General features: G+C 70.6%; 23 protein-coding genes. 17 read left to right on the top strand and 6 right to left on the bottom strand.

Going from position 1 to position 24606, the window contains the following annotated elements; genetic code table 11:
- The first annotated feature begins 90 nt into the window (after nucleotides 1-90).
- On the top strand, nucleotides 91-846 hold the full coding sequence (locus tag ABZ848_RS09705) for an IclR family transcriptional regulator (protein ID WP_360828622.1): 756 nt from the start codon (nucleotides 91-93) through the stop codon (nucleotides 844-846).
- A 47-nt stretch (nucleotides 847-893) separates the two neighbouring features.
- On the opposite strand, the gene ABZ848_RS09700 is transcribed toward ABZ848_RS09705, so the two are convergent.
- Together ABZ848_RS09700 and ABZ848_RS09695 are read right to left on the bottom strand one after the other, a co-directional pair.
- On the bottom strand, nucleotides 894-1664 hold the full coding sequence (locus tag ABZ848_RS09700) for a glucose 1-dehydrogenase (protein WP_360828031.1): 771 nt from the start codon (nucleotides 1662-1664) through the stop codon (nucleotides 894-896).
- 3 nt (nucleotides 1665-1667) lie between these two features.
- A complete protein-coding gene (locus ABZ848_RS09695; protein WP_360828028.1) occupies nucleotides 1668-3200 on the bottom strand; it encodes a long-chain fatty acid--CoA ligase in 1533 nt (510 codons plus the stop codon).
- Between the two features lie 171 nt (nucleotides 3201-3371).
- Here ABZ848_RS09695 and ABZ848_RS09690 point away from each other — a divergent pair, with 171 nt between their 5' ends.
- From ABZ848_RS09690 to ABZ848_RS09680, 3 genes are read left to right on the top strand one after another with little or no spacing between them, the layout of a single operon-like run.
- Nucleotides 3372-4178: an enoyl-CoA hydratase-related protein gene (locus ABZ848_RS09690; protein WP_360828025.1), complete on the top strand. Its 807-nt coding sequence runs from the start codon at nucleotides 3372-3374 to the stop codon at nucleotides 4176-4178.
- Nucleotides 4175-5230 carry a 2,3-butanediol dehydrogenase gene (locus tag ABZ848_RS09685; RefSeq protein ID WP_360828022.1) on the top strand — a complete coding sequence of 352 codons (1056 nt, stop codon included), beginning with the start codon at nucleotides 4175-4177 and terminating at the stop codon, nucleotides 5228-5230. Before ABZ848_RS09690 ends, ABZ848_RS09685 begins: the two co-directional genes overlap by 4 nt.
- 5 nt (nucleotides 5231-5235) lie before the next feature.
- On the top strand, nucleotides 5236-6390 hold the full coding sequence (locus ABZ848_RS09680; RefSeq protein WP_360828019.1) for an acyl-CoA dehydrogenase family protein: 1155 nt from the start codon (nucleotides 5236-5238) through the stop codon (nucleotides 6388-6390).
- Between the two features lie 40 nt (nucleotides 6391-6430).
- Here ABZ848_RS09680 and ABZ848_RS09675 read toward each other — a convergent pair whose 3' ends face one another.
- On the bottom strand, nucleotides 6431-7138 hold the full coding sequence (locus ABZ848_RS09675) for a TetR/AcrR family transcriptional regulator (protein WP_360828016.1): 708 nt from the start codon (nucleotides 7136-7138) through the stop codon (nucleotides 6431-6433).
- Nucleotides 7139-7342: 204 nt separating this feature from the next.
- Here ABZ848_RS09675 and ABZ848_RS09670 point away from each other — a divergent pair, with 204 nt between their 5' ends.
- Nucleotides 7343-9262, top strand: coding sequence for a dehydrogenase E1 component subunit alpha/beta (locus tag ABZ848_RS09670; RefSeq protein WP_360828013.1), 1920 nt, complete (start codon nucleotides 7343-7345; stop codon nucleotides 9260-9262).
- 131 nt (nucleotides 9263-9393) lie between these two features.
- Here the strand turns inward: ABZ848_RS09670 and ABZ848_RS09665 are convergent, their stop codons facing one another.
- Nucleotides 9394-10440: a cyclase family protein gene (locus ABZ848_RS09665; protein WP_360828010.1), complete on the bottom strand. Its 1047-nt coding sequence runs from the start codon at nucleotides 10438-10440 to the stop codon at nucleotides 9394-9396.
- A gap of 166 nt (nucleotides 10441-10606) precedes the next feature.
- On the opposite strand from ABZ848_RS09665, the gene ABZ848_RS09660 reads away from it, so the two are divergent.
- Both ABZ848_RS09660 and ABZ848_RS09655 read left to right on the top strand, forming a co-directional pair.
- Nucleotides 10607-11005, top strand: a complete 399-nt coding sequence (locus ABZ848_RS09660) for a nuclear transport factor 2 family protein (RefSeq protein WP_360828007.1) — start codon at nucleotides 10607-10609, stop codon at nucleotides 11003-11005.
- Between the two features lie 51 nt (nucleotides 11006-11056).
- The gene (locus tag ABZ848_RS09655) at nucleotides 11057-11449 is read left to right on the top strand and encodes a nuclear transport factor 2 family protein (protein WP_360828004.1); all 393 of its coding nucleotides are present in this window, start codon (nucleotides 11057-11059) and stop codon (nucleotides 11447-11449) included.
- Between the two features lie 66 nt (nucleotides 11450-11515).
- On the opposite strand, the gene ABZ848_RS09650 is transcribed toward ABZ848_RS09655, so the two are convergent.
- Entirely contained in the window at nucleotides 11516-13156 is a 1641-nt protein-coding gene (locus tag ABZ848_RS09650; RefSeq protein ID WP_360828001.1) for an NAD(P)/FAD-dependent oxidoreductase, read from the bottom strand.
- A 179-nt stretch (nucleotides 13157-13335) separates the two neighbouring features.
- On the opposite strand from ABZ848_RS09650, the gene ABZ848_RS09645 reads away from it, so the two are divergent.
- The 6 genes from ABZ848_RS09645 (at nucleotide 13336) to ABZ848_RS09620 (ending at nucleotide 18348) form a co-directional block, all read left to right on the top strand.
- Nucleotides 13336-13731 carry a carboxymuconolactone decarboxylase family protein gene (locus ABZ848_RS09645; RefSeq protein ID WP_360827999.1) on the top strand — a complete coding sequence of 132 codons (396 nt, stop codon included), beginning with the start codon at nucleotides 13336-13338 and terminating at the stop codon, nucleotides 13729-13731.
- 81 nt (nucleotides 13732-13812) lie between these two features.
- Complete coding sequence (locus ABZ848_RS09640; RefSeq protein ID WP_360827996.1) at nucleotides 13813-14553, top strand: SDR family NAD(P)-dependent oxidoreductase; 741 nt, start codon at nucleotides 13813-13815, stop codon at nucleotides 14551-14553.
- A 54-nt stretch (nucleotides 14554-14607) separates the two neighbouring features.
- On the top strand, nucleotides 14608-15813 hold the full coding sequence (locus tag ABZ848_RS09635; RefSeq protein WP_360827994.1) for an FAD-dependent oxidoreductase: 1206 nt from the start codon (nucleotides 14608-14610) through the stop codon (nucleotides 15811-15813).
- A gap of 19 nt (nucleotides 15814-15832) precedes the next feature.
- On the top strand, nucleotides 15833-16027 hold the full coding sequence (locus ABZ848_RS09630) for a ferredoxin (protein ID WP_242767751.1): 195 nt from the start codon (nucleotides 15833-15835) through the stop codon (nucleotides 16025-16027).
- A 61-nt stretch (nucleotides 16028-16088) separates the two neighbouring features.
- Complete coding sequence (locus tag ABZ848_RS09625; RefSeq protein WP_360827990.1) at nucleotides 16089-17324, top strand: cytochrome P450; 1236 nt, start codon at nucleotides 16089-16091, stop codon at nucleotides 17322-17324.
- A gap of 82 nt (nucleotides 17325-17406) precedes the next feature.
- On the top strand, nucleotides 17407-18348 hold the full coding sequence (locus ABZ848_RS09620) for an SDR family NAD(P)-dependent oxidoreductase (protein WP_360827987.1): 942 nt from the start codon (nucleotides 17407-17409) through the stop codon (nucleotides 18346-18348).
- A 128-nt stretch (nucleotides 18349-18476) separates the two neighbouring features.
- Here ABZ848_RS09620 and ABZ848_RS09615 read toward each other — a convergent pair whose 3' ends face one another.
- Nucleotides 18477-19934: an MFS transporter gene (locus tag ABZ848_RS09615; RefSeq protein ID WP_360827984.1), complete on the bottom strand. Its 1458-nt coding sequence runs from the start codon at nucleotides 19932-19934 to the stop codon at nucleotides 18477-18479.
- A 253-nt stretch (nucleotides 19935-20187) separates the two neighbouring features.
- Between ABZ848_RS09615 and ABZ848_RS09610 the strand changes: the two genes are divergently transcribed.
- The 4 genes from ABZ848_RS09610 (at nucleotide 20188) to ABZ848_RS09595 (ending at nucleotide 24595) form a co-directional block, all read left to right on the top strand.
- The gene (locus ABZ848_RS09610; protein WP_360827980.1) at nucleotides 20188-21270 is read left to right on the top strand and encodes a substrate-binding domain-containing protein; all 1083 of its coding nucleotides are present in this window, start codon (nucleotides 20188-20190) and stop codon (nucleotides 21268-21270) included.
- Nucleotides 21271-21399: 129 nt separating this feature from the next.
- A complete protein-coding gene (locus ABZ848_RS09605; protein WP_360827977.1) occupies nucleotides 21400-22728 on the top strand; it encodes a sugar ABC transporter substrate-binding protein in 1329 nt (442 codons plus the stop codon).
- 26 nt (nucleotides 22729-22754) lie between these two features.
- Nucleotides 22755-23735, top strand: coding sequence for a sugar ABC transporter permease (locus ABZ848_RS09600; RefSeq protein ID WP_360827974.1), 981 nt, complete (start codon nucleotides 22755-22757; stop codon nucleotides 23733-23735).
- The gene (locus tag ABZ848_RS09595) at nucleotides 23732-24595 is read left to right on the top strand and encodes a carbohydrate ABC transporter permease (protein ID WP_360827971.1); all 864 of its coding nucleotides are present in this window, start codon (nucleotides 23732-23734) and stop codon (nucleotides 24593-24595) included. Before ABZ848_RS09600 ends, ABZ848_RS09595 begins: the two co-directional genes overlap by 4 nt.
- Nucleotides 24596-24606 lie beyond the last annotated feature (11 nt).

The raw sequence follows: 24606 nt of genomic DNA, 5'->3' as shown, positions 1-24606 counted from the left end.
CGAACCAGAATTGATTTCAGGTAGAGCAGAGAGGCACCGACGATGACGTCTGCCGCCCCTGAGCTGAGCGTTGCGCTGCCTCCGTCGATGATGGAGCGAGTGACGCTCATCATGGACCTCTTCGAGAGTCCGCAGACCCACCTGACCCTCGAAACGGTCTCCCGCCGCACCCAGCTGCCCCGGTCGACCACGCACCGGATCCTCGACCAGCTGGTCCGGCTCGACTGGCTGCGGCACACGGTGGCCGGATACACCCTGGGCAACAGAGCGCTCGGGCTGGGCGGCCGGGAGATCGGGCACAGCGCGCTGCGGGCCGCCGCCGCGCCGCACCTGCTGGAACTGGCCGTGCGCACCAGGATGGTCGTCCACCTGGCCGTGCTCGACGGGCCGGAGATCTACTACCTGGACAAGGTGGGCGGCCGGGCCGCGGTCGACATCCCCTCGCGGGTCGGCGGCCGGGCGGTCGCGCACTGCACCGGGCTCGGCAAGGCCATGCTGGCCTGGCTGAGCCCGGAGGAGATCGACGCGCGGTACGCGCAGAGCATGGAGCGCCGGACCCACCAGAGCATCGGCCATCTCGACCAGCTGCACCGAGAGTTGCGGCTGGTGCGCCGCCGGGGCGGCCTGGCCATCGACCGCGGGGAGTGCTTCCCCGACCTCGGCTGCGTGGGCCTCGCCCTGCGCGGACCGGAGGGCCCGGTCGGCGCGATCTCGGTGGTGGGCGACGGCCGTTCCTCACTGGAACTCGTGGCCCCGCTGGTGGTGAACACCGTGCGGGCCGTCGCGGACGACCTCTACGGAACTCCGGAGCCGCACCGCCGGGAAGTCCCGGAGGTCAGCGCCTGACAGGAAAGCCGCCCCAGGGGCGACTGGGGCGGCTTTCCGTGCCGGAGTCACCAGGCGGTCCAGCCCCCGTCCACCGTCACCGTCGTACCCGTGACATAGCGGGAGGCGTCCGAGGCCAGGAACACCGCGGCGCCGCCCAGTTCCCCGGCGTCGCCCACGCGGCCCAGGGGAGTGCTCCGCACGATCCGCTCACCCCAGCGGCTGTCCAGGAGCCCGGAGCTCAGGTCCGTACGGAAGTAGCCCGGCGCAAGGGAGTTGACCCGCACCCCGCGGTCGGCCCACTCGACGGCGAGCGCCTTGGTCAGCGCTTCCACCCCGCCCTTGCTGGCCGCGTACGCGGCGATCCGCTCGAAGCCGGTGCGCGCGTGCACCGACGAGACGTTGACGATCGACCCGGACCCCTGCTCCAGCATCACCTTCCCGGCCTCGCGGCAGCAGTAGAAGGTGCCCTGGAGGTTGATGTCGAGCACCCGCCCGAAGTCCTCGTCGGTGACGAACTCGCTGCGCGTGAAGTGCGGGCTGATCCCGGCGCAGTTGACGACGGCGTCCAGCCGCCCGGTCGCGCCGGTGATCCGCTCGACCGTCGTACGCACGGCGTCCGAGTCGGCGACGGAAGCGGGCAGCACCAGTACCTTGCCGCCGTGCCCCGCGAGTTCGGCCTCCAGGCTCTCCAGGTCGGCGGCGGTCCGGGCGGTCACCGCCACGTCCGCCCCGGCCTGGAACAGCGCGACCGCGATCGCCCGCCCGAGCCCCTTGCCCGCACCGGTCACCCAGGCGGTACGGCCGTCCAGGCGCAGGTCGGTGTTGACGTCGGCCATGGATCAGTCCTCCACGGGGATGTCACGCAGGGTCCGCTTGAGGACCTTGCCCGAGGGCGTACGGGGGAGCTCGCCGACGACGTCGAAGCGCACCGGCACCTTGAACTTGGCAAGGCGCCCCGCGCAGAACTCCCGCAGCTCGTCCGGCCCGGCGTCCGCGCCCGGCCGGAACACCACGAAGGCGCGCGGGACTTCGCCCCAGCGGGGATGGGTCAGCCCGACCACCGCGGCTTCGAGAACAGCAGGGTGCTCGTACAGCACCCGCTCCACTTCGGGAGTCGCGATGTTCTCCCCTCCCGAGACGATCATGTCCTTCTTGCGGTCGTCGATGTAGAGGAAGCCGTCCTCGTCGACGTGCCCGATGTCCCCGGTGTGGAACCAGCCGTTCTGCAGGGCGGCGGCCGTGGCCTTCTCGTCGCGCCAGTAGCCGGCGAAGACCTTCGGGCCGCGCAGCGTGATCTCGCCCAGCTCGCCCGCCGGCAGCTCCTTGCCGGTGTCGTCGACGATCCGCACGCGCGTGTGCGGCACCGGGCGCCCGACCGAGCCCAGCTTGGACAGCGCGTGCTCGCGGTCGAGGAAGGTGTCGCCGGAGACCGTCTCGGTCAGCCCGTAGGCGTCGGCGAACCAGGCGTTGGGGAAGGCGTTCATGATGCGCCGCAGCACCGGCTCGGGGGTCTTCTCGCCGCCGCCGAGGACGAAGCGCACCGAGGAGGTGTCGTACGACTCCCGGTCCGGGACCTCCAGGACCGCGTTGACCATCGCGGGTGCGAGCCACGCGTTGGTGACCCGGTGCTCCTGGATCGCCCGCAGGACGCCCTCCGGGTCGAACTTCCGCTGGAGCACCACGCCGCCGCCCGCGTACAGGACGCCCAGGGCCGGCATGTCCAGGCCGCCCACGTGGTACAGCGGGCCGCAGACCAGCGTCGTGTCGGCCGCGGTCAGCCCGAAGTGGACGATGTGCGCGAGGTTCTTGGCCTGCACGTTCCCGTACGTGATGCGCACGCCTTTGGGCCGCGACGTCGTTCCGGACGTGTACATCAGACGCTGGAGGTCGTCGGGTCCGACGTCCACGGCGGCCACTTCCGCTCCCTGGTGCCGGTCCAGCAGTGCCTCGTAACCGGTCCACTCGGGCGCGGGGGCACCGCCGTCCACCAGGATCCGGTGCTCCAGGGCGGGGGTCTTGGCGGCGATGCGGTCCGTCGCGCGCAGGAACTCCGGCTCGGTGACGATCGCCTTCGCCTCGGCGTGATCCAGGATGTACGCCCATTCCTCCTCGGACAGGCGGTAGTTCAGCGGCAGGAACACCGCCCCGACGCGACCTGCCGCATAGACCAGCTCGATGAACTCGGGCCGGTTGTAGAGGAGCAGAGCCACGACGTCGCCGCGCCCGACGCCCAGCTCCGTCAGACCGGCGGCCAGCCGGTTCACCCGTTCATGGAGCTCGCGCACCGTCAGGCGGCGGTCGTCCTGTGTCACGGCCACGGCGTCGGGCCGCTGGGCCAGGTGGTAATCGAGGATGCTCGAAAAATTGTGCACGGCGACTCTCCGGCTCGGCGGCCGGGAATGTCCCGACCGGTCGGTTGCCCGCTACCAAGATTTAGTGTACCTCTTGGTCTATAAAACGTTGAGCCGCACTTTACGACGGAGCCCACTGGTCGACAACCATCCAGACGGCCCCGATGTCGCTTCCACCCGGAGGAGGGCCCCTTGCCTCGTATCCGCCTCGAGACCGACGGACCCGTCGTCACGGTCCGCCTCGCCCATCCGCCGATGAACGCCTTCGACACCGTCCAGCGCGGCGAGCTGGCCGCGGGCGTGCGCAGGCTGGCGGACGACTCCAAGGTGCGGGCGGTGGTGCTGTACGGCGGGGAGCGGCTGTTCGCCGCCGGGGCGGACGTCAAGGCACTGGCCGCGATGGGCCCCGAAGAGGTCCGGGGCTGGAACCGCGCGCTGCAACGCACCTTCGACGAGGTGGCCCGCCTCCCCGTCCCGGTCATCGCGGCGATCACCGGCTACGCCCTCGGCGGCGGCCTCGAACTGGCCCTCGCCGCCGACTACCGGGTGGCAGCCGACGACGCGGTCCTGGGCCAGCCGGAGGTCCAGCTCGGCATCATGCCCGGCTCGGGCGGCACCCAGCGCCTGACCCGCCTGATCGGCCCGTCGCGCGCGAAGAACCTCCTGATGACCGGCCGAAGGGTCGGCGCCGAGGAGGCCTTGCGTCTGGGCCTGGTGGACGAGGTGGTCCCCACGGCAGAGGTGTACGAGACCGCCCTCAGCTACGCCCGCCGCCTGGCCGAGGGCCCCGCGGCGGCCCTGGAGGCGATCAAGGAGGCAGTGGACCAGGGCGCCGACACGTCCCTGTCGACCGGCCTGGCCCTCGAACGCTCCCTGTTCACAGGCGTGTTCGGTACCGCTGATGCGGGGGAGGGGCTGCGCTCCTTCCTTGAACACGGCCCCGGAAAGGCACGTTTCGGTGCGGCCACACCTGACGACCGTAAGGAGGACGGGTCATGAAGGCACTGCGCTGGCACGGTGCGCGCGATCTTCGGCTGGAGGAGGTTCCCGACCCACCGGAGCCCGGGCCGCACGAGGCAGTCGTCGAAGTGTCCTGGTGCGGAGTCTGCGGCACGGACCTGCACGAGTTCCTCGAAGGCCCCCACATGATCCGCGAGGGCCCCCACCCACTCACCGGCGAGGCCCCACCCCTCGCCCTCGGCCACGAACTGAGCGGCACGGTGGTCGCGTTGGGCACCGAGGTCCCCGGAATCGCGATCGGCGACCGGGTGACGGCCGACCCCGTCTGGCGGTGCGGCGTCTGCTTCTGGTGCACCCGAGGCGAGTACCACATCTGCCCCAAGAGCGGTTCCGTCGGCCTGGCTTCCCCCGGCGCCTTCGCCGACCGCGTCACCGTCCCGATCGCCGGCCTGACCCGGCTCCCCGACAACGTCAGCGACGAGATGGCGGCCGCCGCCGAACCCCTCGCCGTCGGCCTGCACGCCGTCACCCGGGCCGGCGTCCGCCCCGGCGACAACGTCCTCGTCGTCGGCGGCGGCCCGATCGGCGTAGCCGTGGTCCTCGCGGCCCGCATCGCCGGCGCGGCCGGACTCTACGTCAGCGAACCCCTCGCAGGGCGCCGCGAGTTGCTGCTGAACCTCGGCGTCACCGAGGCCTTCGACCCGCGCGAAACGGACGTACGCCGAGAGCTGTTCCTCAAGACCGACCGCATCGGCCCGGACGTCGTCATCGACGCGACCGGGGTCCCCGCGCTCGCCGCCCAGGCCGTGGCCACCGTCCGGCGCGGCGGACGGGTCGTGCTCGCCGGAGTCGGCCACGGCAGCGTCGAGTTCGACATGGGACAGCTCGTCTTCTACGAGCGTTCCGTGCTCGGCACGCTCGGCTACAACTTCGACATCCCCCGTGTGATCGACCTGATGAGCACCGGGCGCCTGGACGCCACGCCGCTGATCACCGGACGTTTCTCGCTCTCGGAAGGAGCCGGGGTCTTCGCGGACCTGGCGGCCGACCGCGCAAAGCACCTGAAGGTGCTGCTGACCCCGAAGGGATAAGTGACATGGATTTCGACCTGCCGGAGGAGACGCGGGACCTGCAGGACATGGTCCGGGAGTTCGCGGCCAAGGAGATCACCCCGAACGCGGCCGAGTGGTCGGAGAACGAGGAGTTCCCGACGCACGTCTTCACCAAGCTCGGCGAACTCGGCCTGATGGGCATGCTCGTGCCCGAGCAGTACGGCGGCGCGGGCTCCGACATGGTGTCGTACGTGGCCGTCATGGAGGAACTCGGCGCCGCCGACCAGTCGGTGGCCTCCACCTGGAACGCGCACTCGACCATCGCCACCATCCCGCTGCTGGCCTACGGCACCGAGGAGCAGAAGCAGCGCTGGCTGGCACCCCTGGCGCGCGGCGAGGCCCTCGGCGCCTTCGGCCTGACCGAGCCGGGCGCCGGGTCCGACGCGGCCGGCATCGCCACCACGGCGCGCCGCGAGGACGGCGGCTGGGTGATCAACGGCACCAAGATGTTCATCACCAACGCCGGCACCGACATCAGCCAGGGCGTCACCCTGCTCGCCACCACCGGCAAGGACGAGGACGGGCGGAAACGCTTCGCCACCTTCTACGTCCCGACCGGCACCCCGGGCTACACCTGCGGCGCCAAGCTGAAGAAGCTCGGCTGGCACGCCATGGACACCCGGGAACTCGTCTTCGACGACGTCCGGGTCTCCGACGACCACCTCATCGGCGACGAGGGCAACGGACTGCGCCAGTTCCTCTCCGTCCTCGACAAGGGCCGCGTCAGCGTCGCCGCCCTCGCCCTGTCGCTCGCCAAGGCCGCACTCGCGCTCGCCGTCAAACACGCCACGGAACGGCACCAGTTCGGCCGCCCGCTCTCGTCGTTCCAGGCGGTGGCCCACAAGATCGCCGACATCGGCACGGAGTTCGAGGCCGCCCGCTGGATGGTCTACCGGGCCGCCTGGCTCGCCGACCAGGGGCGGCCGTACAGCAAGGAGGCCGCCATGGCCAAGCTGTACGCCTCCGAGGTCGCCAACCGGGCCGCCTCCCAGGCGGTGCAGATCCACGGCGGCTACGGCTATGTCCGGGAGTCGGAGATCTCGCGGTTCTACGCCGACGCCAAGATCCTGGAGATCGGCGAGGGCACGAACGAGATCCAGCGGGACGTCATCGCCCGGGCGCTGGTGAAGCAGGCATGACAGGCGAAGGGGCCCGCGGCGACCATCGCGGGCCCCCGGCTCAGGCGGCCGGCGGCTCGGACCGCCACTCGGCCTCGGGGTCCAGCGGCAGGTCCGGGCGCTCCCGTTTGAACGCCGCCGCCTTCTCCTCCACGTCCGGCAGGACCGCCCCCGGCGCGCCGAAACCGCGCAGCAGGGTGTCGCAGTACTCGCGCGAGAGCTGCGCGGCGTCCCAGCGGCCGCCCGGCTTCGCCCACTGGTAGGTGTGGTTGTGGAGGTTGAGGAACTGAAGGGTGGCCAGCCGCGGCGGCATCGCGCGGAAGGTGCCCTGCTCGACGGCCTCCGTGAGCAGCCCGCGCACCAGCCGCTCGAACTCGGCGCGCTGGCCGAGCAGGGTGTGCAGATGGTCGCCGGTGAGACTGCGGTAGTCGTGCTCGTAGACCCAGATGTGGTCGAGCCTGTGGAAGATGGTCGTCAGCAGCGACTCGGACAGCAGGCGCAGCCGCACCAGCGGATCCGTGTCGAGCGCGACGATCTCCCGGGCTCTGGAGAGCAGCGGGGACATCACCCGGGACTGGATCTCGATCAGCAGGTTCTCCTTGGAGCCGATGTAGTAGTACAGCGCTCCCTTCGCGAGCCCGACCGCGCGGCCCAGGTCGTTGACCGAGGTCGCCGCGTAGCCCTGGCGGGCGAACAGCTCGGCGGCCGTGTCGATGATCTTCTGGCGCCGGACCTGGTAGTCCGGCCCGTGGCCCGGTGGTCTGGGCATTGCTTCGCTCCCCGCCCGACTTCGTTTTCCGCTCTGTCTCAAGAAGTTTGCTAGACCAGACGGTACATTAAAAACAGGACTCAGGCGGAGCGGCTGTGTGCCGCCCGCGCGAGCAATGCGAGGACGCGCATGACGACCGATGCAGCAGTGCAGGCGGGGCCCGCATCCGGGCACACGGATCAGCTTCTGGAGATGTATCGCCGGATGCGCCGAATCCGGCGTTTCGAGGAGCGGGCGTCCGAGCTGTACAAGGCGACCGAGATTCCCGGCTTTCTCCATCTGTCCATCGGGCAGGAGGCGAGCGCCGTCGGCGCCTGCTGGCCGCTCGGCCCCCGGGACGGCATCACCTCCACCCACCGCGGCCACGGCCATGTGCTGGCCAAGGGCCTGGACGTGGCGCCGATGATGGCCGAGCTGATGGGCAAGGAGGCGGGCACCTGCCACGGCCGCGGCGGCTCGATGCACATCGCCGACCCCGGTCTCGGCATCTACGGCGCCAACGGCATCGTCGGTGCCGGACTCCCCATCGCCGCGGGCGTCGCCACCGCGGCCAAGCTGCGGGACGCGGGCGACGTGGTGGTGGCCTTCTTCGGCGACGGCGCGGTGGCGCAGGGCATGTTCCACGAGGCGGTGAACCTGGCCGCCGTATGGGATCTGCCGGTCGTCTTCCTGTGCGAGAACAACCACTATTCGGAGTTCTCGCCCGCCTCGGAGCAGCACCGGGCCACGCTGTCCGCCCGCGCGGCGGGTTACGGCATCGGGTACGCGCACGTCGACGGCAACGACGTACTCGCGGTGGCCGGCCTGATGACCGACGTGGTGGCGCGGCTGCGGGCGGGCGGCGGTCCGGTGCTGGTGGAGGCGGAGACCTACCGCTGGCACGGCCACTACGAGGGCGACCCGGAGCGCTACCGCAGCGCCGAGGAGGTCGCCGAGGCCAAGGAGCGCGACCCGCTGCTGGTGGCCCGCCGCCATCTGGCCGCCGCCGGGGTGCCGGCCGCGCAGGCCGACGCGGTCGACGAGGAGATCGACAAGGAGATCGAGGCGGCGGTGCAGTGGGCCAGGAGCCTGCCCGAGCCGGCCCCGGAGACCCTGTACGACTTCGTCTCGGCCCCGCGCCCCGCCCTGCCCGAGCCCGTGCCCGCGGCGGGCGAGGTCTTCCGGTCCATGGACGCCGTACGCCTGGCCCTGGAGCACGAACTGACCGCCGACCCAAGCGTGTTCGTCGCCGGCATCGACGTCGGCGCGGGCGGCAACGTCTTCGGGCTCACCCGGGGCCTCGCCCAGGCGTTCCCGGGCCGGGTGCGCGACACCCCGATCAGCGAGAGCGCCATCATCGGTACGGCGGTCGGGGCGGCGATGGCCGGCATGAAGCCGGTCGTCGAGGTGATGTACATGGACTTCATCGGCGTCTGCCTCGACATGCTGCTCAACCAGGCCGCCAAGCTGCGCTTCATGACCGGCGGCCGGGCCTCCATGCCCCTGGTGGTGCGCACGCAGTTCGGCGCGGGCCGCTCGTCGGGCAGCCAGCACTCGCAGAGCCTGGAGGCGCTGCTCGCGCACATCCCCGGGCTGACCGTGGTGATGCCCTCCAACCCGGCCGACACCTACGGCCTGCTGCGGGCGGCCATCCAGGACCCGAACCCGGTGGTCTTCGTCGAGAACCGGCTGCAGTACGGCCTCAAGGGCCCCAAGCCCCCGGCTGACCACCTGATCCCGCTCGGCAGGGCGAAGGTCGTCCGCGAGGGCACCGACGTCACGCTCGTGTCCTGGTCGCGGATGGTCCAGGACGCCCTGGCCGCCGCCGAGTCGCTCGCCGCGGAGGGCGTGAGCGTCGAGGTGATCGACCTGCGCACGATCGCCCCGCTGGACCGCGAGACGGTCCTCGCCTCCCTCGCCAAGACCAACCGCCTGGTCATCGCGCATGAAGCGGTACGGGACTTCGGCGTCGGTGCCGAGCTGTCCGCGCTCGCCGTCGACGAGGGCTTCTGGCACCTGGACGCGCCCGTCACCCGGGTCGCGGCGCCCCCGATGCCCGCGCCGTACGCGCCCTCGCTGGAGCGGCTGTGGCTGCCCTCGCGGGACACCATCGCCGACACCGTCCGCCGTATCGCCGCGGTGTGAACGCGGGCACGACGAAGGGGTGGCCCCCAGGACGTCCTCCTGGGGGCCACCCCTTCGTGGCTTCCGCCGCCGGCCCGCCGCAATCGGCAGGACTGTTCGCAGGCCGGCGGCGGTCCGCTCGTGGCCGTGGATCAGACGGTCGCGACCGGGGTCAGCGGGCTGCCCTGGGTGCCGGGCAGGTTCAGCGGGGGAGCGGTGAGCAGGAAGCGGCTGCGGTCGTGCTCGCGCAGCCAGGCCGCCAGGTCGTGCAGGTACCACAGCTCACCGAGCGGGACGCCCAGCTTGAACAGGCACAGGTGGTGGATCGGGAGCAGGGTGTGGCGGCCCTGGGCCTTGGTGGTGGCCACGCCCTCCACCGCGTAGTTGTCCGCGATCAGCGCGGACATCTGCGACTCGGCGATCCAGTTCAGGATCTCCGGGTCGTCCGCGTCGAGGTAGGCGGCGGTCTGGTGGATGGCCACCGGGTCGGGGTTCTTGTTCCAGGCGAGCACCTGGGTGGCGAAGCCGGTGTGCAGCAGGACCATGTCGCCGGGCTCCACGGTCACGTTGTCCGCGGCCATGATGTCCTGGAGCTGCTTGTAGCTGACGGGCTGGTAGTCCGTGCCCAGGTGGTGGGCGATGTCGATCAGGACGCCGCGGCCCTGGACGCCGTGCTGCGCCATGTGCTCCAGGCCGAGGTGGCGGGCGAAGCTGATGCTTCCGCTGCCGTCGCCCTTGGCGTCCTCCTGCGGTCCCACCAGGTCGGTGCCGGGCCGGTAGCCGTTGTAGTAGACCGGCTCGGCCTCGCCGTCGCCGTCGGCGTCGAACTCGGCGCCCTGGTGGGCGAGGGAGTCCCACTGGGTCGAGTACTGCAGCCAGAGGGTCACCACGTCGTCGGACCAGACGTCGATCAGGGAGGGATCGATCTGGTCGCGCGCCACGACGTTGTAGAAGACGTCCTGCTTGTGCTCGAGGTCCTCGGTGGGCCGCAGGATCGGCGGGTAACGGCGCTGGTTGAGGGCAGTGCCGCCCGGATAGTCGAGCGGCAGGCTCAGGCTGAAGGTGACCCCGTGCTCGACCTCCCGCACGCCCTGCAGCACCTTCTCGGCCGTCAGCAGGTTGATGCGGCCCAGCTCGTCGTCGTCGCCCCACTCGCCCCAGGTCGAACCGGGCGGCCGCTGCTTCCAACGCTTCGTCACGATAAAACTCCTCCTTGGACGACGGTCCCCGTCGACGGTCGTGCCCGCATGCTATTTCTAATGTACCGGGCGGTCAACAACTCGGACGGCTTTCCATTCGGGCCTTCATATTGCACCTCCGGATCAATAGACTGACTGGTCGAAACACCTACCACTGGGAGCTGCAATGAGCGAATCCACACAGGCGTGGGTCGCGGCCGGGGTGCGTGCCGTGATCGGGGCGCACACCCAGGCCCAGGACGCCGGGCGCACCGACGACGTCGTGGCGCTGTACACGCCCGACGGGGTCCTGGAGCTGCCGGGCGCGGACCCGGTCCAGGGGCACGACGCCCTGCGCGAGGCCTTCAAGGGATGGGCTCCCACGCAGCCCCAGCTGCACATGGTGACCAACACGACCGTCGACTCCGCCGGTCCCGACGAGGCGACCGCCGCCAGCGACGTGGCCTTCTTCCAGCGCGGCGAGGCGGGCTGGGCGCCGCTGGTCGTGGGCCACTACGTGGACACGTTCCGCCAGGTCGACGGGGCCTGGCTGATCCAGCGGCGCGTGACCACGTACCAGACCTGACCCGCCCCTGCCCTGCCGTATCCCCATCGAGCCCACCGGGAGACAAGACACATGACCATCACCGCCGAATCCGCGCTGGCCGGCGTCCAGAAGATCATCGCCACCTACGCCCAGAACATCGACTCCGGGAACACCGACGTCGTCGCCGACCTGTTCACCGAGGACGGGGTCGCCGAGATCGAGGGCCAGGGCACCTTCGAGGGCCGCGAGACCATCCGCAAGGTCTACGGCCAGTTCTCGCCGCAGGCCCCGCAGCTGCACCTCGTCGGCAACACCGTGCTCACCTCCGAGCCCGGCGAGGAGGTCACGGCCACCAGCAACCTGGTGTTCTTCGCGCGCGGAGAGGAGGGCTGGGGCGTGCAGCTGGTCGGCACCTACGAGGACACGGCGGTCCTCGTGGACGGCGAGTGGAAGTTCCGCAGGCGCGTCACCAAGTTCCTGTAGCCGAGCGCCCCGTACGGCCGGACGCCGGTGCCCCCGATCGACGGGCGGCACCGGCGTTCCGCTTGCTCAGGCCCGCTGCCGCTGAGCCGCCTTGGCGAAGTCGAAGGCCGGGAAGCCGTTCTCGACGGACTCGCGGATCAGCTCCTGGAGCTTGTACCGCCCCATCGGGTTGAGCAGCTGCTTCACGGCCTTGCCGGGGATGTTGGCGCCGTAGAAGTAGCTGCTCTTGAGGAAGGACAGCTGGGCCTCGTTGCCGTTGACGAGGTCCGTCCACTCCTGCTCGGCCGCGTCCGTGACCGCGACGACCTCGTGGCCGTGTTCGCGGGCGTGGACGAGCAGGTCCATCACGTAGTCGACCTGGTCGCCGGAGTAGCGCGGGTTGTTGCCGAGGGCGCCGTGCGGGCCGCCGGGGAAGTAGAAGTTGGGGAAGCCCGCGGTCGCGATGCCGAGGTAGGTGGACGGGCCGTCCGCCCAGTACTCCTTGAGCCCGAGACCTCCCCGGCCCTGCACCCCGAGCCGGTTGAGCGCGCCGGTGCCGAAGTCGTAGCCGGTCGCCCAGATGATGATGTCGAACTCCTGGTGGCCCTCGGAGGTCTCGATCCCGGTCTCGGTGATGCGGACGATCGGCGTCTCGTTGATGTCGACCAGCTCGACGTTCGGCTTGTTGTACGTCTCGTAGTAGCCGGTACCGAACGGGGGCCTGCGGCCGCCGTAGCCGTGGCCCTTGGGGATCAGCTTCTCGGCCGTCGCCGGGTCCTTGACGATCGAGCGGATCTTGTCCGCGATGAACTCGCAGAACTCCTCGTTGACCGTGGGGTTCGTGGTCATGTCGTAGTAGTGCTCGGAGAGCTTGGTGAAGCCGGGGCTGTTCCACTTCTGCTCGTAGAACTCCTGGCGCTGCTCCGGGGTGTCCTCCAGGCCCGAGCGCATCGTGATCTGGTGCAGGAAGCCGCTTGGCGAGGTGTTGAGGGTGTCCCGGATGGTCTCGAAGTCGCCCTTGAGCGCGGCCTGTTCCTCGGCGGTGATGGGCCGGTTGTTGAGCGGGGTGAGCCAGTCGGCGACCTTCTGGTAGACCGCCAGGTGCGCCACGTCGTCGGCGATCGCGGGCACGATCTGCACACCGCTGGAGCCGGTGCCGATCTGGGCCACGCGCTTGCCGGTGAAGTCCACCGGGGTCTTGGGCCAGCGGCCGGTGTGGTGCTGCTCGCCGCGGAAGTCCGCGCGGCCGGGGATCTCCGGGATGAACGGCACGGAGAGGATGCCGGTCGCCGCGACGACGTGGCGGGCGCGGTACTCGGTGCCGGACTCGGTGGTCACGGTCCAGGCGGCGGTCGTCTCGTCCCACACCGCCGAGGACACCTTCGCGCCGAAGTCGATGAGCCGGCGCAGGTCGAAGCGGTCGACGACGTAGTTGAAGTACCGCTCGATCTCCGGCTGGCCGGCGAAGTGCTCCGACCACTCCCACTCCTCCCACAGCTCCTTGGAGAACAGGTAGCCGTAGGTGTAGCTCTCGGAGTCGAAGCGGGCCTGGGGGTAGCGGTTCCAGTACCAGGTGCCGCCCACGCCGCTGCCGGCCTCGAGGAGCTTCGCCGAGAAGCCCTCCTCCTGGGCCCGGTACAGCTGGTAGATGCCGGTGACACCGGCGCCGATGACCAGTATGTCCACGAGGCCCTGGTCCGCCGGGCCCGTCTTCGTCGTTTCGCTCATGTGCTCTCCCGCGTGAGCCTGGTTTGATGTTTCGACCGGTCAGTCGAATAATGAGGCCGAGAGTAGAGGAGGGGTCGGATTCATTCAATGGATGTGAATCTCGCTTGAGAGATTGATTGTACCGACCGTCTGGTCTAACTTTCGCGTAGGGACGCGAAGAAGCGCGACGGGAGTCTGACATGAGCGAGAAGAACGGCGTTGCGGAAACCGCCGATCTGCGGGCCGCCGGCTGGAAGGCGATGCGGGCCCTGATGCCCGGTGTGTTCCCCGAGGGCGATGTCGACCTGAGGGACGGGCGCCTGGGCGAGGATCTCGTCGACATCGGTCTGACCAGCGTCTTCGGTGCGCTGTGGAGCCGCGAGGGGCTCGCCCCGCGCGATCGCAGCCTGGTCACGATCGCGTTGCTCATCGCCCTGGGGGCCGAGACCGAGCTCAAGACGCATGTCCGTATCGGCATCACGAACGGACTGACCCAGGACGAGATCGCCGAAGTCATCTACCACTCCGCCGGTTACGCGGGCTTCCCCCGGGCGGTCGCCGCCCGTACCGCCGCCCGTGAGGCGCTGGAGCCCTAGGCCGGTGGTCCCGAAGTCCCGCCGACGGTGCGCTCAGCCCGTCGCCGGCATCCCCCTCCAGCACGTACACAAGGAGCACGTATGTCACTTCAGGGAAAGGTCGCTGTCGTCACCGGCGGCGCGCGGGGCATCGGACGCGGGATCGCCACCGTCCTGGCCGCCAAGGGCGCCTCCGTGGCGGTCTGGGACCTGAACGCCGAGGGCGCCGAGAAGACCGCCGCCGAGATCCAGGCAGCCGGCGGCACGGCCATCGCGGTGGGCGGTGACGCAGCCGACGCCGAGGCCGTCGCCCGCTCCGCGGCACGCACCCGCGAGGAGCTCGGGCCGGTCACCATCCTGGTCAACAACGCCGGTACGACCGCCTACGAGCCGTTCACCAGCATCAGCGAGGCCTCCTGGGACCGCATGATCGCGATCAACCTCAAGGGCCCGTTCCTGGTCACCCAGCAGCTGATCCCCGACATGGTGGAGGCGGGCTGGGGCCGGATCGTGAACATCTCCTCCTCGTCCGCCCAGACCGGTGCGCCGGCCATGGCGCACTACGCCTCCTCCAAGGGCGGAGTGATCGCCCTGACCCGGGCGCTCGCGGTCGAGTACATCGAGAAGGGGATCACCGTCAACCACGTCCCGCCGGGGTTCATCGACACCCCGCTGGTCCGCCAGGGCCCCATCGACGTGGAGGCGGCCGCGGCGACGATGCCGATGAAGCGGGCCGGCAGCCCCGAGGACGTGGCCCACGCGGTCGCCTACCTCGTCTCGGAGGAGGCGGGTTACGTGACCGGCCAGACCTTCGGGGTCAACGGCGGGCGCTACGTCTACTGACCGTCCCCGCCTCTCGCACCGAACATCGCACGAAACGCCGCACTGGAGCCACGCATGAGTATCGACGACGACGCCGGGACCCCCGCCCGCGTCCTGGTAGTGGGCGCCTCCGCGTCCGGACTGACCACCGTGGAGGCGCTGCGCCGCAAGGGCCACGCGGGCCCGATCACGGTGCTCGGCGACGAACCGCACGCCCCCTACGACCGGCCGCCCCTGTCCAAGCAGGTGCTCTCCGGAGCCTGGGAACCGGAGCGGGCCGCCCTGCGCACCCAGGACGTACTGGCGGCGCTGGACGCGGAGTTCGTGTACGGCGACCCGGCCGTCGCACTGGACACGGCCGCCCGCAGCGTCCGTACCCAGTCCGGCCGGGAGCTGCCCGCGGACGCCGTCGTCATCGCCACCGGGGTGCGCGCCCGGCAGCTGCCCGGACAGCAGGACCTGGCCGGCGTGCACGTGCTGCGCTCGCTGGACGACTGTCTGGCCCTGCGCGAGGACCTGCTGGCCGGCTCACGGCTGGTCGTCGTCGGCGAGGGCGTGCTCGGCTCCGAGATCGCGGCCACCGCCCGCACGCTCGGCCTGGACGTCACCCTGACCGGACCGCTGGCCGCGCCGATGGCGCTGCAGGTGGGCCCGCTGGTCTCCGGCGTCCTGGCCGAACTGCACACCGAGCGCGGCGTCAGGCTCAGGCTCGGCACCGGTGTCGTGGGTCTCACCGGCGAGGGCGGCCGGGTCACCGGCGTCCGGCTGGCCACGGACGAGGTGCTGCCGGCCGACGTGGTGGTCGTGGCGATCGGCGCGGCCCCGGCGACGGAGTGGCTCGCGGACAGCGGACTGGAGCTCGACAACGGCGTGGTGTGCGACTCGCGTTGCCGGGCGGGGGAGGGGATCTACGCCGTCGGCGACGTGGCCCGCTGGCACCACGAGGGCCTCGGCCGGCTGATCCGCCTGGAGAACCGCACCAACGCCACCGAGCAGGCCATGGCGGTCGCCGGGGAGATCCTCGGCGAGGGACGGCCGTACGCGCCGGTGCCGTACTTCTGGACCGACCAGTACGACGCCAAGCTCCAGGTCCACGGATTCCTGCCGGCCGACGCCGAAGTCGACGTCGTGGAAGGCGATCTGACGGCTCGTCGGTTCGTCGCCCGGTACCGCAGCGAGGGCCGGGTCACCGGCGTTCTCGGCTGGAACATGCCCAAGCAGGCCCGCCTGCGCCGACAGGAGATCGTCGACTCCCTCGACGCTCCCGCCCCCACCCACTGAACGATCAGGAGAGATCCCCATGAAGGTTGTCGTCGACGAGGAGAAATGCGTCGCCGCCGGACAGTGCGTGAACGCCGCCATGGACGTGTTCGACCAGCGTGAGGAGGACGGCATCGTCGTCCTGCTCGACGAGAACCCGTCGGACGACCTGGCCGACGACGTGCGGACCGCCGCCGCGGTGTGCCCCGCGCTGGCCATCCGCATCGAGGAATAGCCCCCGAACCCCCTGAACCTTTCGTCGTTTCCCCCCACCCCCCATCACCGGAGGAACCACCATGGCCGAGGCAGTCACCCTCGCCCCCGACGAGCAGGTCTACCACTACCAGGACGACCGGGACGCCAAGTGCCCGTTCGCCCCGCCGCCCAAGCTGCGCGCCCTGAACGAGACGGCCCCGGTGTCCCGGGCCCGGATCTGGGACGGCAGCGAGCACTGGCTGGTCACGGGCCATGCCGCACAGCGTGCGATCCTGTCCGACCCCCGGGTCAGCTCCGACGACAAGCAGCCGGGCTTCCCGTATCCGAACAAGCCCATGGCGGAGACCGCCCATCTCCACCCGCTGACCATCTTCAACGCCGACGGCGCCGATCACACGCGGATCCGCCGCATGATGACCCGGCCCTTCACCCGCCCCCGGATGGAGGCGCTGCGGCCGAAGATCCAGGCGTTCACCGACGAGCTCATCGACAAGATGCTGGCGGGCCCCAACCCCGCCGACCTGGTCACCTCGCTGTCGCTGCCGCTTCCCTCGCTGATGATCTGCGCGCTGCTCGGAGTGCCGTACGAGGACCACGAGTTCTTCCAGGAGCACGCCGGTCTGGCCACTCGGAGCGACAAGACGACCGAGGAGCAGAACGCGGCGAACGAGGCACTGGGCGGCTATCTCGCCAGGCTTCTCCAGAAGAAGATGGAGGAGCCGCAGGAGGACGTGCTCTCGGACTTCGCCGCCCGGATCAAGGACGGCGACCTCACCCTCCCCGAGGCCACCCTGCTGTCCATGATCCTGCTGATCGCCGGTCACGAGACCAGCGCCAGCATGATCACCATGGGCACCGCGCTGCTGCTGGAGCACCCCGGTGAGCTGGCGCGGCTGCGCGAGCTCGACGACACGAAGGGCGCCCAGAACGCGGTCGAGGAGATCCTGCGGTATCTGACCATCGCGCAGTTCGGTCAGCGTCGTATCGCCGCCGAGGACTTCGAGTTCGAGGGCGTGCAGATCAAGGCGGGCGACGGCATCATCGTCCCGCTGCCCGCCGGCAACTGGGACCCGGAGGCGTTCCCGGAGCCGGAGAAGCTCGACCTCACCCGTAAGGCGACCCACCACCACGCCTTCGGCTGGGGCATCCACCAGTGCCTCGGCCAGCAGCTCGCCCGGATCGAGCTGCAGGTCGTCTACGGCACCCTCTACCGGCGCATCCCCACCCTGCGCCTCGCCGTCGACCGGGACGAACTCGAGTTCCGCCCGGCCGACGCGCTCGCCTTCGCCATCCCCGAGCTGCCGGTCACCTGGTAGTCGGGCAAGCACCTCTCCACCGCCGGCCCCGCCCACCAGGGCGGGGCCGGCACCCGCAACCGCAGTACAACAGGAGTCAGGCATGAGCGAGTTCAGCTTCGAAGGACGCGTCGCGGTCGTCACCGGCGCGGGCCGCGGTATCGGCCGGGCCCATGCCCGCCTCCTGGCGGAGCGGGGGGCGAAGGTCGTCGTCAACGACCTGGGCGGATCCATGGAGGGCGACGGCTCGGACGCCGGCCCCGCGCAGAAGGCCGTCGACCAGATCGTCGCGGCGGGCGGTACGGCCGTCGCCGACACCCACGACGTCTCGACCCCGGCCGGCGGCCAGGCCATCGTCGACACCGCGATCGAGAACTTCGGCCGCATCGACATCCTCGTCAACAACGCCGGGATCATCCGGTACGCGGGCCTGCCCGACATCGACGCGGAGAACCTGGAGCGCCACCTCGCGGTGCACCTGCTCGGCTCCTTCAACACGATGCGCGCGGCCTGGCCGCACTTCGTCGAGCAGCGGTACGGGCGGATCGTGCACACCACCTCCAGCGGCATGTTCGGCATGGACAACAACCTGTCGTACGCGGCGGCCAAGGCCGGCACGGTCGGCATGGCGCGCAGCGCGAAGCTGGCCGGTGCCCCGCACAACATCAAGGTCAACCTGATCGCGCCGGCCGCCATGACCCGGATGGGCGGCGGCCCCGAGGAGGAGCCCGCCGAGACCGCCCCCGGCATGCCGTACATGCCCTCCGACGCGGTGGCGCCGATGGTGGCCTACCTCGCCCACGAGAGCTGCCCGGTCAGCGGCGAGATCTACACGGCCGGCGCGGGCCGCTTCGCGCGCCTCTTCATCGCCTCGACCGAGGGTTACGCCCACGAGGGCGGCGCCGCCACCGTCGAGGACGTGGCCGCCAACTGGGACGCCATCAACGACGAGAAGGGCTACTACGTGCCCGCGGACCTGATGGCCTGGTCGGGCGCGTTCCTGCAGCACCAGCTGACCGCGCTCGGCGGTGCCGAGAACGCGTAGGCGGACGGCGGCGACACGCGTAGGGCGTGTGTCGCCGCCGTCGTACCACAGTCGTCGCCCTCGTATCACAGACGACGAGAAGGGCCGGGCGTGATGCCCGGCCCTTCGTGCTGTGCCGGCCCCCGCGGTCAGACTGCCTGGCCGACCTCCGCCTCCGCGAGGCGCTTGGGCCGGGGAATCAGCGGGACGAGCAGCGCGCCGAACGCGACGCAACCGACCACCAGCCACAGGCCGTTGGTGAAGCCCTGGTCGAGGTAGAACTGGGTGCCCTTCAGGATCGCGCCGTGCTGTGCCATCACCACGAAGGCCAGCTGGGACACGATGATCTGGGCGACGCCCTGGCCCAGGGTCTGGGCGCCGTTGGCCAGTGCCTGCTCCTCGGGGGTGACCACCTCGATGATCATGATGGGGGCGATCGCGACGACCATGCCCGTGCCGAGACCGGCGATCAGACCCATCTCGACGATCTGGGCCGCGCTGTGGTGCAGATGGGTGCCGATCGCGTAACCGATGACGGCGCAAGCGGCGCCGATGCCCAGCAGGATCCGGGCGTCGATACGGCGGGCGAGCCAGCCGGTGCCGATCGCGCCGACGATGATCATGGCGCTGATCGGGCTGGTGACGATGGCGTTGTGCTCGCCGGACCAGCCGAGGCCGTCGGAGATGGTGGGGATGGCCGGCATCAGCACCAGCAACTGGACGACCACACCGACCGCGTTGAGCGAGCCGGCCGCCACGGAGGTGGCCAGCAGCACGGTCCACACCGGCCGGCGCCGGGTCATGGAGGGCGGGAACAGCGGCTCGGCGACTCTGCGCTGGACGAGGACGAAGACGACCAGGGCGATCGCCGAGGCGACGATGTAGGCCAGGAACTTGCCGCTGCTCCAGCCCCACTGCGATCCCTCGCCGACCGCGTAGACGACGGCGGTGACGCCGCCGCCGAGCAGCAGGCCGCCGATCCAGTCCATGCGCCCGCCGCCCCCGGTGACCGGGCTCTCGGGCACGCAGAGGGCCACCAGGACGAAGCTCACGCAGGTGCTGATGGCCATGAACCAGAGCACACCGCGGAAGCCGTAGTCGTCCAGCAGCCAGCCGGCCAGGAACGGCCCGCCGAAGGCGACGAGTCCGACGCCGCCGGCCATGATGCCGCTGGCGAGGCCGACCCAGCGGCGCGGGAAGATGTCACGGGTGATGGCGTAGGCGATCGGCGCGGTGGCCGCGTAGATGCCCGCGATGCCGCGGCCGATCAGCAGCGTCCGGTAGTCGGTGGCGAGGGCGGCCACCAGGTCGCCGACGAAGCCGAGCCCGGTGGCGACGAGCAGGACCTTCTTCTTGCCGAACAGCGCCGCGGCCTTGACCGCGAACGGCAGGAAGAAGGTGCCGGTCAGCAGGGTCATCAGGGTGAACCACGCGATCTGCGTGGTCCGGAAGTGGATGGCGACCTCGGCCTGCGAGATGCCGGACAGCGCGGCCACCAGAGCGACCAGCTGGACGGTCCACAGCAGCGCGACGACCACGAGGACGTTGCGCGAGGTGGACAGGGAGGACTCTTCAGCCGGTGGGGCGGCGGTACGGGTCTGGGACATCACGGGCCTTCCATGGGTGAGCGGAACCGGAGAGCGGCTCTGGTCCGGGATGAGATGCGGGAAAGATAGACCCAACGGTCGGTACAATCAATGAGATGGGCAGAAATGCGGATGGATCCCGCTCAGCGGGACGTCCGCGCACGTCGACGGCGTGTCTGTGCCTCGCCGAAGCCCTGGGGATGTCCGCCGGGAGCGGGCGATCGTATGATGGCGGCCCGATCGCTCAAACGAACATTCCGGGGGCGGTGGCCACATGCGGGAGCCGGTCGATCTCAGACGGCGGCGGATCCTTGCCGCGGTGCAGGCACGTGGCACGGCACGCGTGCGCGACCTCGCCGCCGAGCTCCAGGTGTCCGTGGTGACGGTGCGCCGGGACGTCGAGGAGCTGATGCGGGAGGGCAAGCTGCGCCGTGGGCACGGGGTCGTGCGCTCGACCCTGCCCGCACAGGAGCTGCCCGAGCACGCCACCGGCGAGGGGGACCCGGTGGCCGTGGTGGTGCCCGAGCGGCACTCGTATCTCTACGAGGCCCTGCACGGCGCCCGCACGGTCCTCGACGCGGCCGGCCTGCGCGTCGCCCTGCACATCGCACCCCAGGTGCCGGGCGCCGAACGCCCGCAGGTGGAGCGGGCGTTGGCCGACGGCGCCAGAGGCGTACTGCTCGCGCCGCGCTGGCGTGACCCCGCCGCCGAGGAGGCCGACTACCGCTGGCTCGCCGAGCTGGACGTGCCGACCGTGCTGATGGAGCGCCGGCCGCCGAAGGGCAGCGCGCTGCACGCCATGGACTCGGTCTGCTCCGACCACTGGTACGGCGCCCATCTCGCCGTCGAGCACCTGGTCGGCCTCGGCCACCGGCGGCTGGTGTTCGCGACCCGCGACGACAGCCCCACCGCCCGCACCCTGCGCGCCGCCTTCACCGAGATCGCCGGCGCCCATCCGCTCGTCGAGGAGTGGACCTGGGCGCTCAGCTCGTCGCGCGGCGGCCTCGACCACGAGCCCACCGACGTGCCGGACCTCGCCGCGCTGCTGCGCAAGGTGGGCGCCACCGCCGCCGTCCTGCACGGCGACGTGGACGCGCTGATGCTGGTGCAGCAGCTCGCCGAGCAGGGGGTGCGGGTGCCCGAGGACTGCTCGGTGGTCGCCTACGACGACGTGGTGGCCGGGCTCGCCAGTCCGCCGCTGACCGCCGTCTCGCCGCCCAAGGGCGAGGTCGGCCGGGTGGCCGCGGAGCTGATGCTGCGCCGGCTCGACGGGACGCGGGGCGAGGGGACGGCTTCGGTGCAGCGCGTGGAGCTGCTGCCGACGCTGAAGGTGCGCGGCTCGACCAAGCCCCTGTAGCGCGATGAGCGTTTGACCGCTTTATTTTCTTCTGATCGCTCTATTGACCGTTTCTTGTCGGCCACGGAGGATTCCCGTGACTCGAACAGGTCGTGCCCAACCGGGCACGCGGGAGCCTCGGGAGGCGCCATGCCTGGTCGACAGAGCCGTCGATCCGTGCTCGCCGCGATGGCCGCCCTGCCGCTCGCGGGCGCCGTGAGCGCCTGCAGCAAGGGCGCGTCCACCGCGAGCAGCACCAGTGGAACCACGCGCATCACCTTCTGGTCCGCCCTGCGCGGCAGCCAGGAAGTGGTGGACGAGTTCAACCGCACACACGACCGCATCCAGGTCGACTTCCAGCAGATCCCGTCCGGCAACCAGGGCGGCTACGCCAAACTCAGCAACGCGGCCCGGGCCGGCAACGCACCCGACGTCGCGACCATCGAGTACCCGCAGGTACCGGGCTTCGCCATCGACGGCGTCGCCCGCGACATCACCGACATGGTCAGCGACACCCTCAAGGCCAAGACCCTGCCCCAGGCCCTCGGCCTGACCACCTTCCAGGGCCGCACCTACAGCGTCCCGCTCGACGTCGAACCGATGGTCATGCACTACCGCACCGACCTGTTCGACCAGTACGGCCTCCAAGTGCCGCGCACCTGGGACGAGTTCGCCGAACTCGCGCACACGGTCCGGCGCAAGGCGCCCGAGCGACGGCTGGTGCTGTTCCCCACGGACGGCGCCACGCAGTTCGCCGCCTACAGCTGGCAGGCCGGCGCCCAGTGGTTCGACACCTCCAAGGGCGCCTGGAACGTGTCCCTCGCGGACGCGCCGACCCGGCGCGTGGCGGCGTACTGGCAGAAACTCGTCGACGCCGACGTGGTGTTCATGAACGGCGTCGAGAGCCGCCAGTCCGACGCGCAGATCGCCAACGGGCTTGTGCTGACCCGGCTCAGCGGTGCCTGGGACGCCGGGGCGCAGATGCGGGCGCAGCCCGGGCTGAAGGGCAAGTGGCGGATCGCGCCGCTGCCGCAGTGGGACGAGTCGAGCCCGCACGTCGGCACGCACGGCGGCTCCACCTTCGCCGTCACCAAGGACAGCAAGCACCCCGAGGCCGCCATGGAGTTCATCGAGTGGCAGGTCTCCCACCCGGACGCGCTGCGTGCCCGTCTCTCCAGCGGCGCCAGCAGCCAGTACCCGGCGGTCCCCGGGCTTGTCCCCGTCGACCGCAAGGCCTTCGACGCCTCCTACTACGGCGGCCAGGACATCTACACCCTCTTCGACGAGGAGGCCCACAAGATCCGCGACGGCTGGGTGTGGGGCCCGCGGATGACCGCCACCGGAAAGGTGATGCAGGACGGCTTCGCCCGGGTGAGCGGCGGCCAGGGCACCCTCATCGGATCCGTGCGCGCGGCCCAGGACGGCACCATGCCCGACCTGAAGGCCCTCGGTCTGTCCACCACGCAGCACAGCAGCTGAGCCGCCCGAAAGGCAGGTGAACCCTCATGACCGCGACCACCCAGCACGCCCCGCCCGCAGCCCTCCCCGCCACCGCCCCGGCCTCCGCCCGCCGCACCCGCAAGGCGGCCCGGCGCCGCCAACTCGGCGCCTGCGGCGCCCTGATGGCACCCTTCTTCGCGCTCCTCGTCACCGTCTTCCTGATCCCGGTCGGCACCGCCGTCTACCTCAGCTTCCACAGCGACGACCACCCCGGCCTCGGCTTCGGCAACGCCCGCACGGTCTTCGTCGGACTGCGCAGCTACACGGCCGTCCTGACCGACCCGACCTTCCTGTCCGGGCTCGGCACGGTCGCCCTGTACTGCCTGATCTACATCCCGCTGATGGTGCTGGGTTCGCTCGCCCTGGCCCTGCTGCTGGACTCGGGCGTCGTACGGCTGCGGGCCTCGGCGCAGCTCGGCCTGTTCCTGCCGCACGCCGTGCCGGGCATCATCGCCGCCCTGATCTGGCTCTACCTCTACACCCCCGGCATCAGCCCGGTCATCGAGCTGTTCGCCAAGGCCGACATCACCATCGACTTCCTCGGGCTGCACACCGTGCTCCCGTCGATCGTGAACATCGCCCTGTGGAGCAACCTCGGCTACAACATGGTGGTCTTCTACGCCGCCCTCCAGGCCGTGCCCCGCGAGGTGATCGAGGCCGCGGTCGTCGACGGCGCCGGACCCGTGCGCACGGCCCTCCAGGTCAAGACCCCGCTGGTGCGGGCCTCGATCGTCACGGTCGCCATGTTCACCCTGGTCTGGGGCCTGCAGTTGTTCACCGAGCCGATGCTGCTCAGCCAGTCCTCCCCGATGATCAACTCCCGCTTCTCGCCCAGCATGTACATCTACGACGCCGCGTTCACCCGCAACAACTACAGCCTGGCGGCGGCGGCTTCGGTCGTCCTGCTCCTGTTCACCATCGCCCTGTCCTACGGCGTCACCCGCTGGACCAGTCGGCTCGACCGCGCCGAGGAGGCTTCCCGATGAGCACCGCCGACAGCACCCTCCTGCGCCCCCGGCTGCTCGGCCGGGCCACCGTCAACGTCGTGGTCGCCCTCTCCGTGCTCTACACCCTGCTGCCCGTGCTGTGGCTGGTCCTGGCCGCGGGCAAGACCCGCGACGCCCTGTTCAGCAGCGACATCCTGTCCTTCAAGGACTTCGCCTTCGGGCAGAACCTGCACGACCTGTTCGCGATGGACGACGGCCAGTACGGCCGCTGGTACCTCAACAGCCTGCTGTACGCCGTCCTCGGCGCCGCGATCGGCGCGCTGGTCAGCGTGGCCTGCGGGTACGCCTTCGACAAGTACCGCTTCCGGCACAAGGAGAAGCTCTTCGGGCTGGTCCTGGCCGCGGTCATGGTCCCGCAGACCGTGCTCGCCCTGCCGCTGTACCTGATGGCCTCCGGCACCGGCCTGGTGAACACCTTCTGGGCGGTGTTCATCCCGGTCCTGTTCAACCCCTTCGGCGTCTACCTCGGCCGGATCTTCAGCCAGGGCTACGTCCCCGACGAGGTCCTGGAGGCCGCCCGCATCGACGGCGCCGGTGAGCTGACCACGTACGCCAGGGTGGCGCTGCGCATGCTCGGTCCCGGCCTGGTCACCGTGTTCCTGTTCCAACTGACCGCGATCTGGAACAACTTCTTCCTGCCGATGGTGATGCTCTCCAACCAGGACCTGTATCCCGTCAGCCTCGGCCTGTACACGTGGAACAGCTCGGCCACCGTCACCCCCGACTACTACCCGGTGGTGATCATGGGCTCGCTGCTGGCCGTCCTCCCGCTCATCCTCGCCTTCGCCCTGCTGCAGCGCTTCTGGCGCAGCGGACTGACCGCGGGTTCCGTCAAGTAGCCCGGCCTGTT

The organism is Streptomyces sp. NPDC047081 (assembly GCF_040643775.1).
In the GTDB taxonomy this organism is placed as follows: domain Bacteria; phylum Actinomycetota; class Actinomycetes; order Streptomycetales; family Streptomycetaceae; genus Streptomyces.
This window is presented reverse-complemented; position numbering and strand designations above follow the sequence as displayed.

Coding starts and splice junctions, on each gene's coding strand:
- ABZ848_RS09610 (WP_360827980.1), top strand. CDS start 20,188: ATGCGGGAGCCGGTCGATCTCAGACGGCGGCGGATCCTTGCCGCGGTG.
- ABZ848_RS09625 (WP_360827990.1), top strand. CDS start 16,089: ATGGCCGAGGCAGTCACCCTCGCCCCCGACGAGCAGGTCTACCACTAC.
- ABZ848_RS09620 (WP_360827987.1), top strand. CDS start 17,407: ATGAGCGAGTTCAGCTTCGAAGGACGCGTCGCGGTCGTCACCGGCGCG.
- ABZ848_RS09630 (WP_242767751.1), top strand. CDS start 15,833: ATGAAGGTTGTCGTCGACGAGGAGAAATGCGTCGCCGCCGGACAGTGC.
- ABZ848_RS09705 (WP_360828622.1), top strand. CDS start 91: ATGGAGCGAGTGACGCTCATCATGGACCTCTTCGAGAGTCCGCAGACC.
- ABZ848_RS09615 (WP_360827984.1), bottom strand. CDS start 19,934: ATGTCCCAGACCCGTACCGCCGCCCCACCGGCTGAAGAGTCCTCCCTG.
- ABZ848_RS09650 (WP_360828001.1), bottom strand. CDS start 13,156: ATGAGCGAAACGACGAAGACGGGCCCGGCGGACCAGGGCCTCGTGGAC.
- ABZ848_RS09640 (WP_360827996.1), top strand. CDS start 13,813: ATGTCACTTCAGGGAAAGGTCGCTGTCGTCACCGGCGGCGCGCGGGGC.
- ABZ848_RS09680 (WP_360828019.1), top strand. CDS start 5,236: ATGGATTTCGACCTGCCGGAGGAGACGCGGGACCTGCAGGACATGGTC.
- ABZ848_RS09675 (WP_360828016.1), bottom strand. CDS start 7,138: ATGCCCAGACCACCGGGCCACGGGCCGGACTACCAGGTCCGGCGCCAG.
- ABZ848_RS09700 (WP_360828031.1), bottom strand. CDS start 1,664: ATGGCCGACGTCAACACCGACCTGCGCCTGGACGGCCGTACCGCCTGG.
- ABZ848_RS09645 (WP_360827999.1), top strand. CDS start 13,336: ATGAGCGAGAAGAACGGCGTTGCGGAAACCGCCGATCTGCGGGCCGCC.
- ABZ848_RS09685 (WP_360828022.1), top strand. CDS start 4,175: ATGAAGGCACTGCGCTGGCACGGTGCGCGCGATCTTCGGCTGGAGGAG.
- ABZ848_RS09670 (WP_360828013.1), top strand. CDS start 7,343: ATGCGCCGAATCCGGCGTTTCGAGGAGCGGGCGTCCGAGCTGTACAAG.
- ABZ848_RS09595 (WP_360827971.1), top strand. CDS start 23,732: ATGAGCACCGCCGACAGCACCCTCCTGCGCCCCCGGCTGCTCGGCCGG.
- ABZ848_RS09605 (WP_360827977.1), top strand. CDS start 21,400: ATGCCTGGTCGACAGAGCCGTCGATCCGTGCTCGCCGCGATGGCCGCC.
- ABZ848_RS09635 (WP_360827994.1), top strand. CDS start 14,608: ATGAGTATCGACGACGACGCCGGGACCCCCGCCCGCGTCCTGGTAGTG.
- ABZ848_RS09660 (WP_360828007.1), top strand. CDS start 10,607: ATGAGCGAATCCACACAGGCGTGGGTCGCGGCCGGGGTGCGTGCCGTG.
- ABZ848_RS09655 (WP_360828004.1), top strand. CDS start 11,057: ATGACCATCACCGCCGAATCCGCGCTGGCCGGCGTCCAGAAGATCATC.
- ABZ848_RS09600 (WP_360827974.1), top strand. CDS start 22,755: ATGACCGCGACCACCCAGCACGCCCCGCCCGCAGCCCTCCCCGCCACC.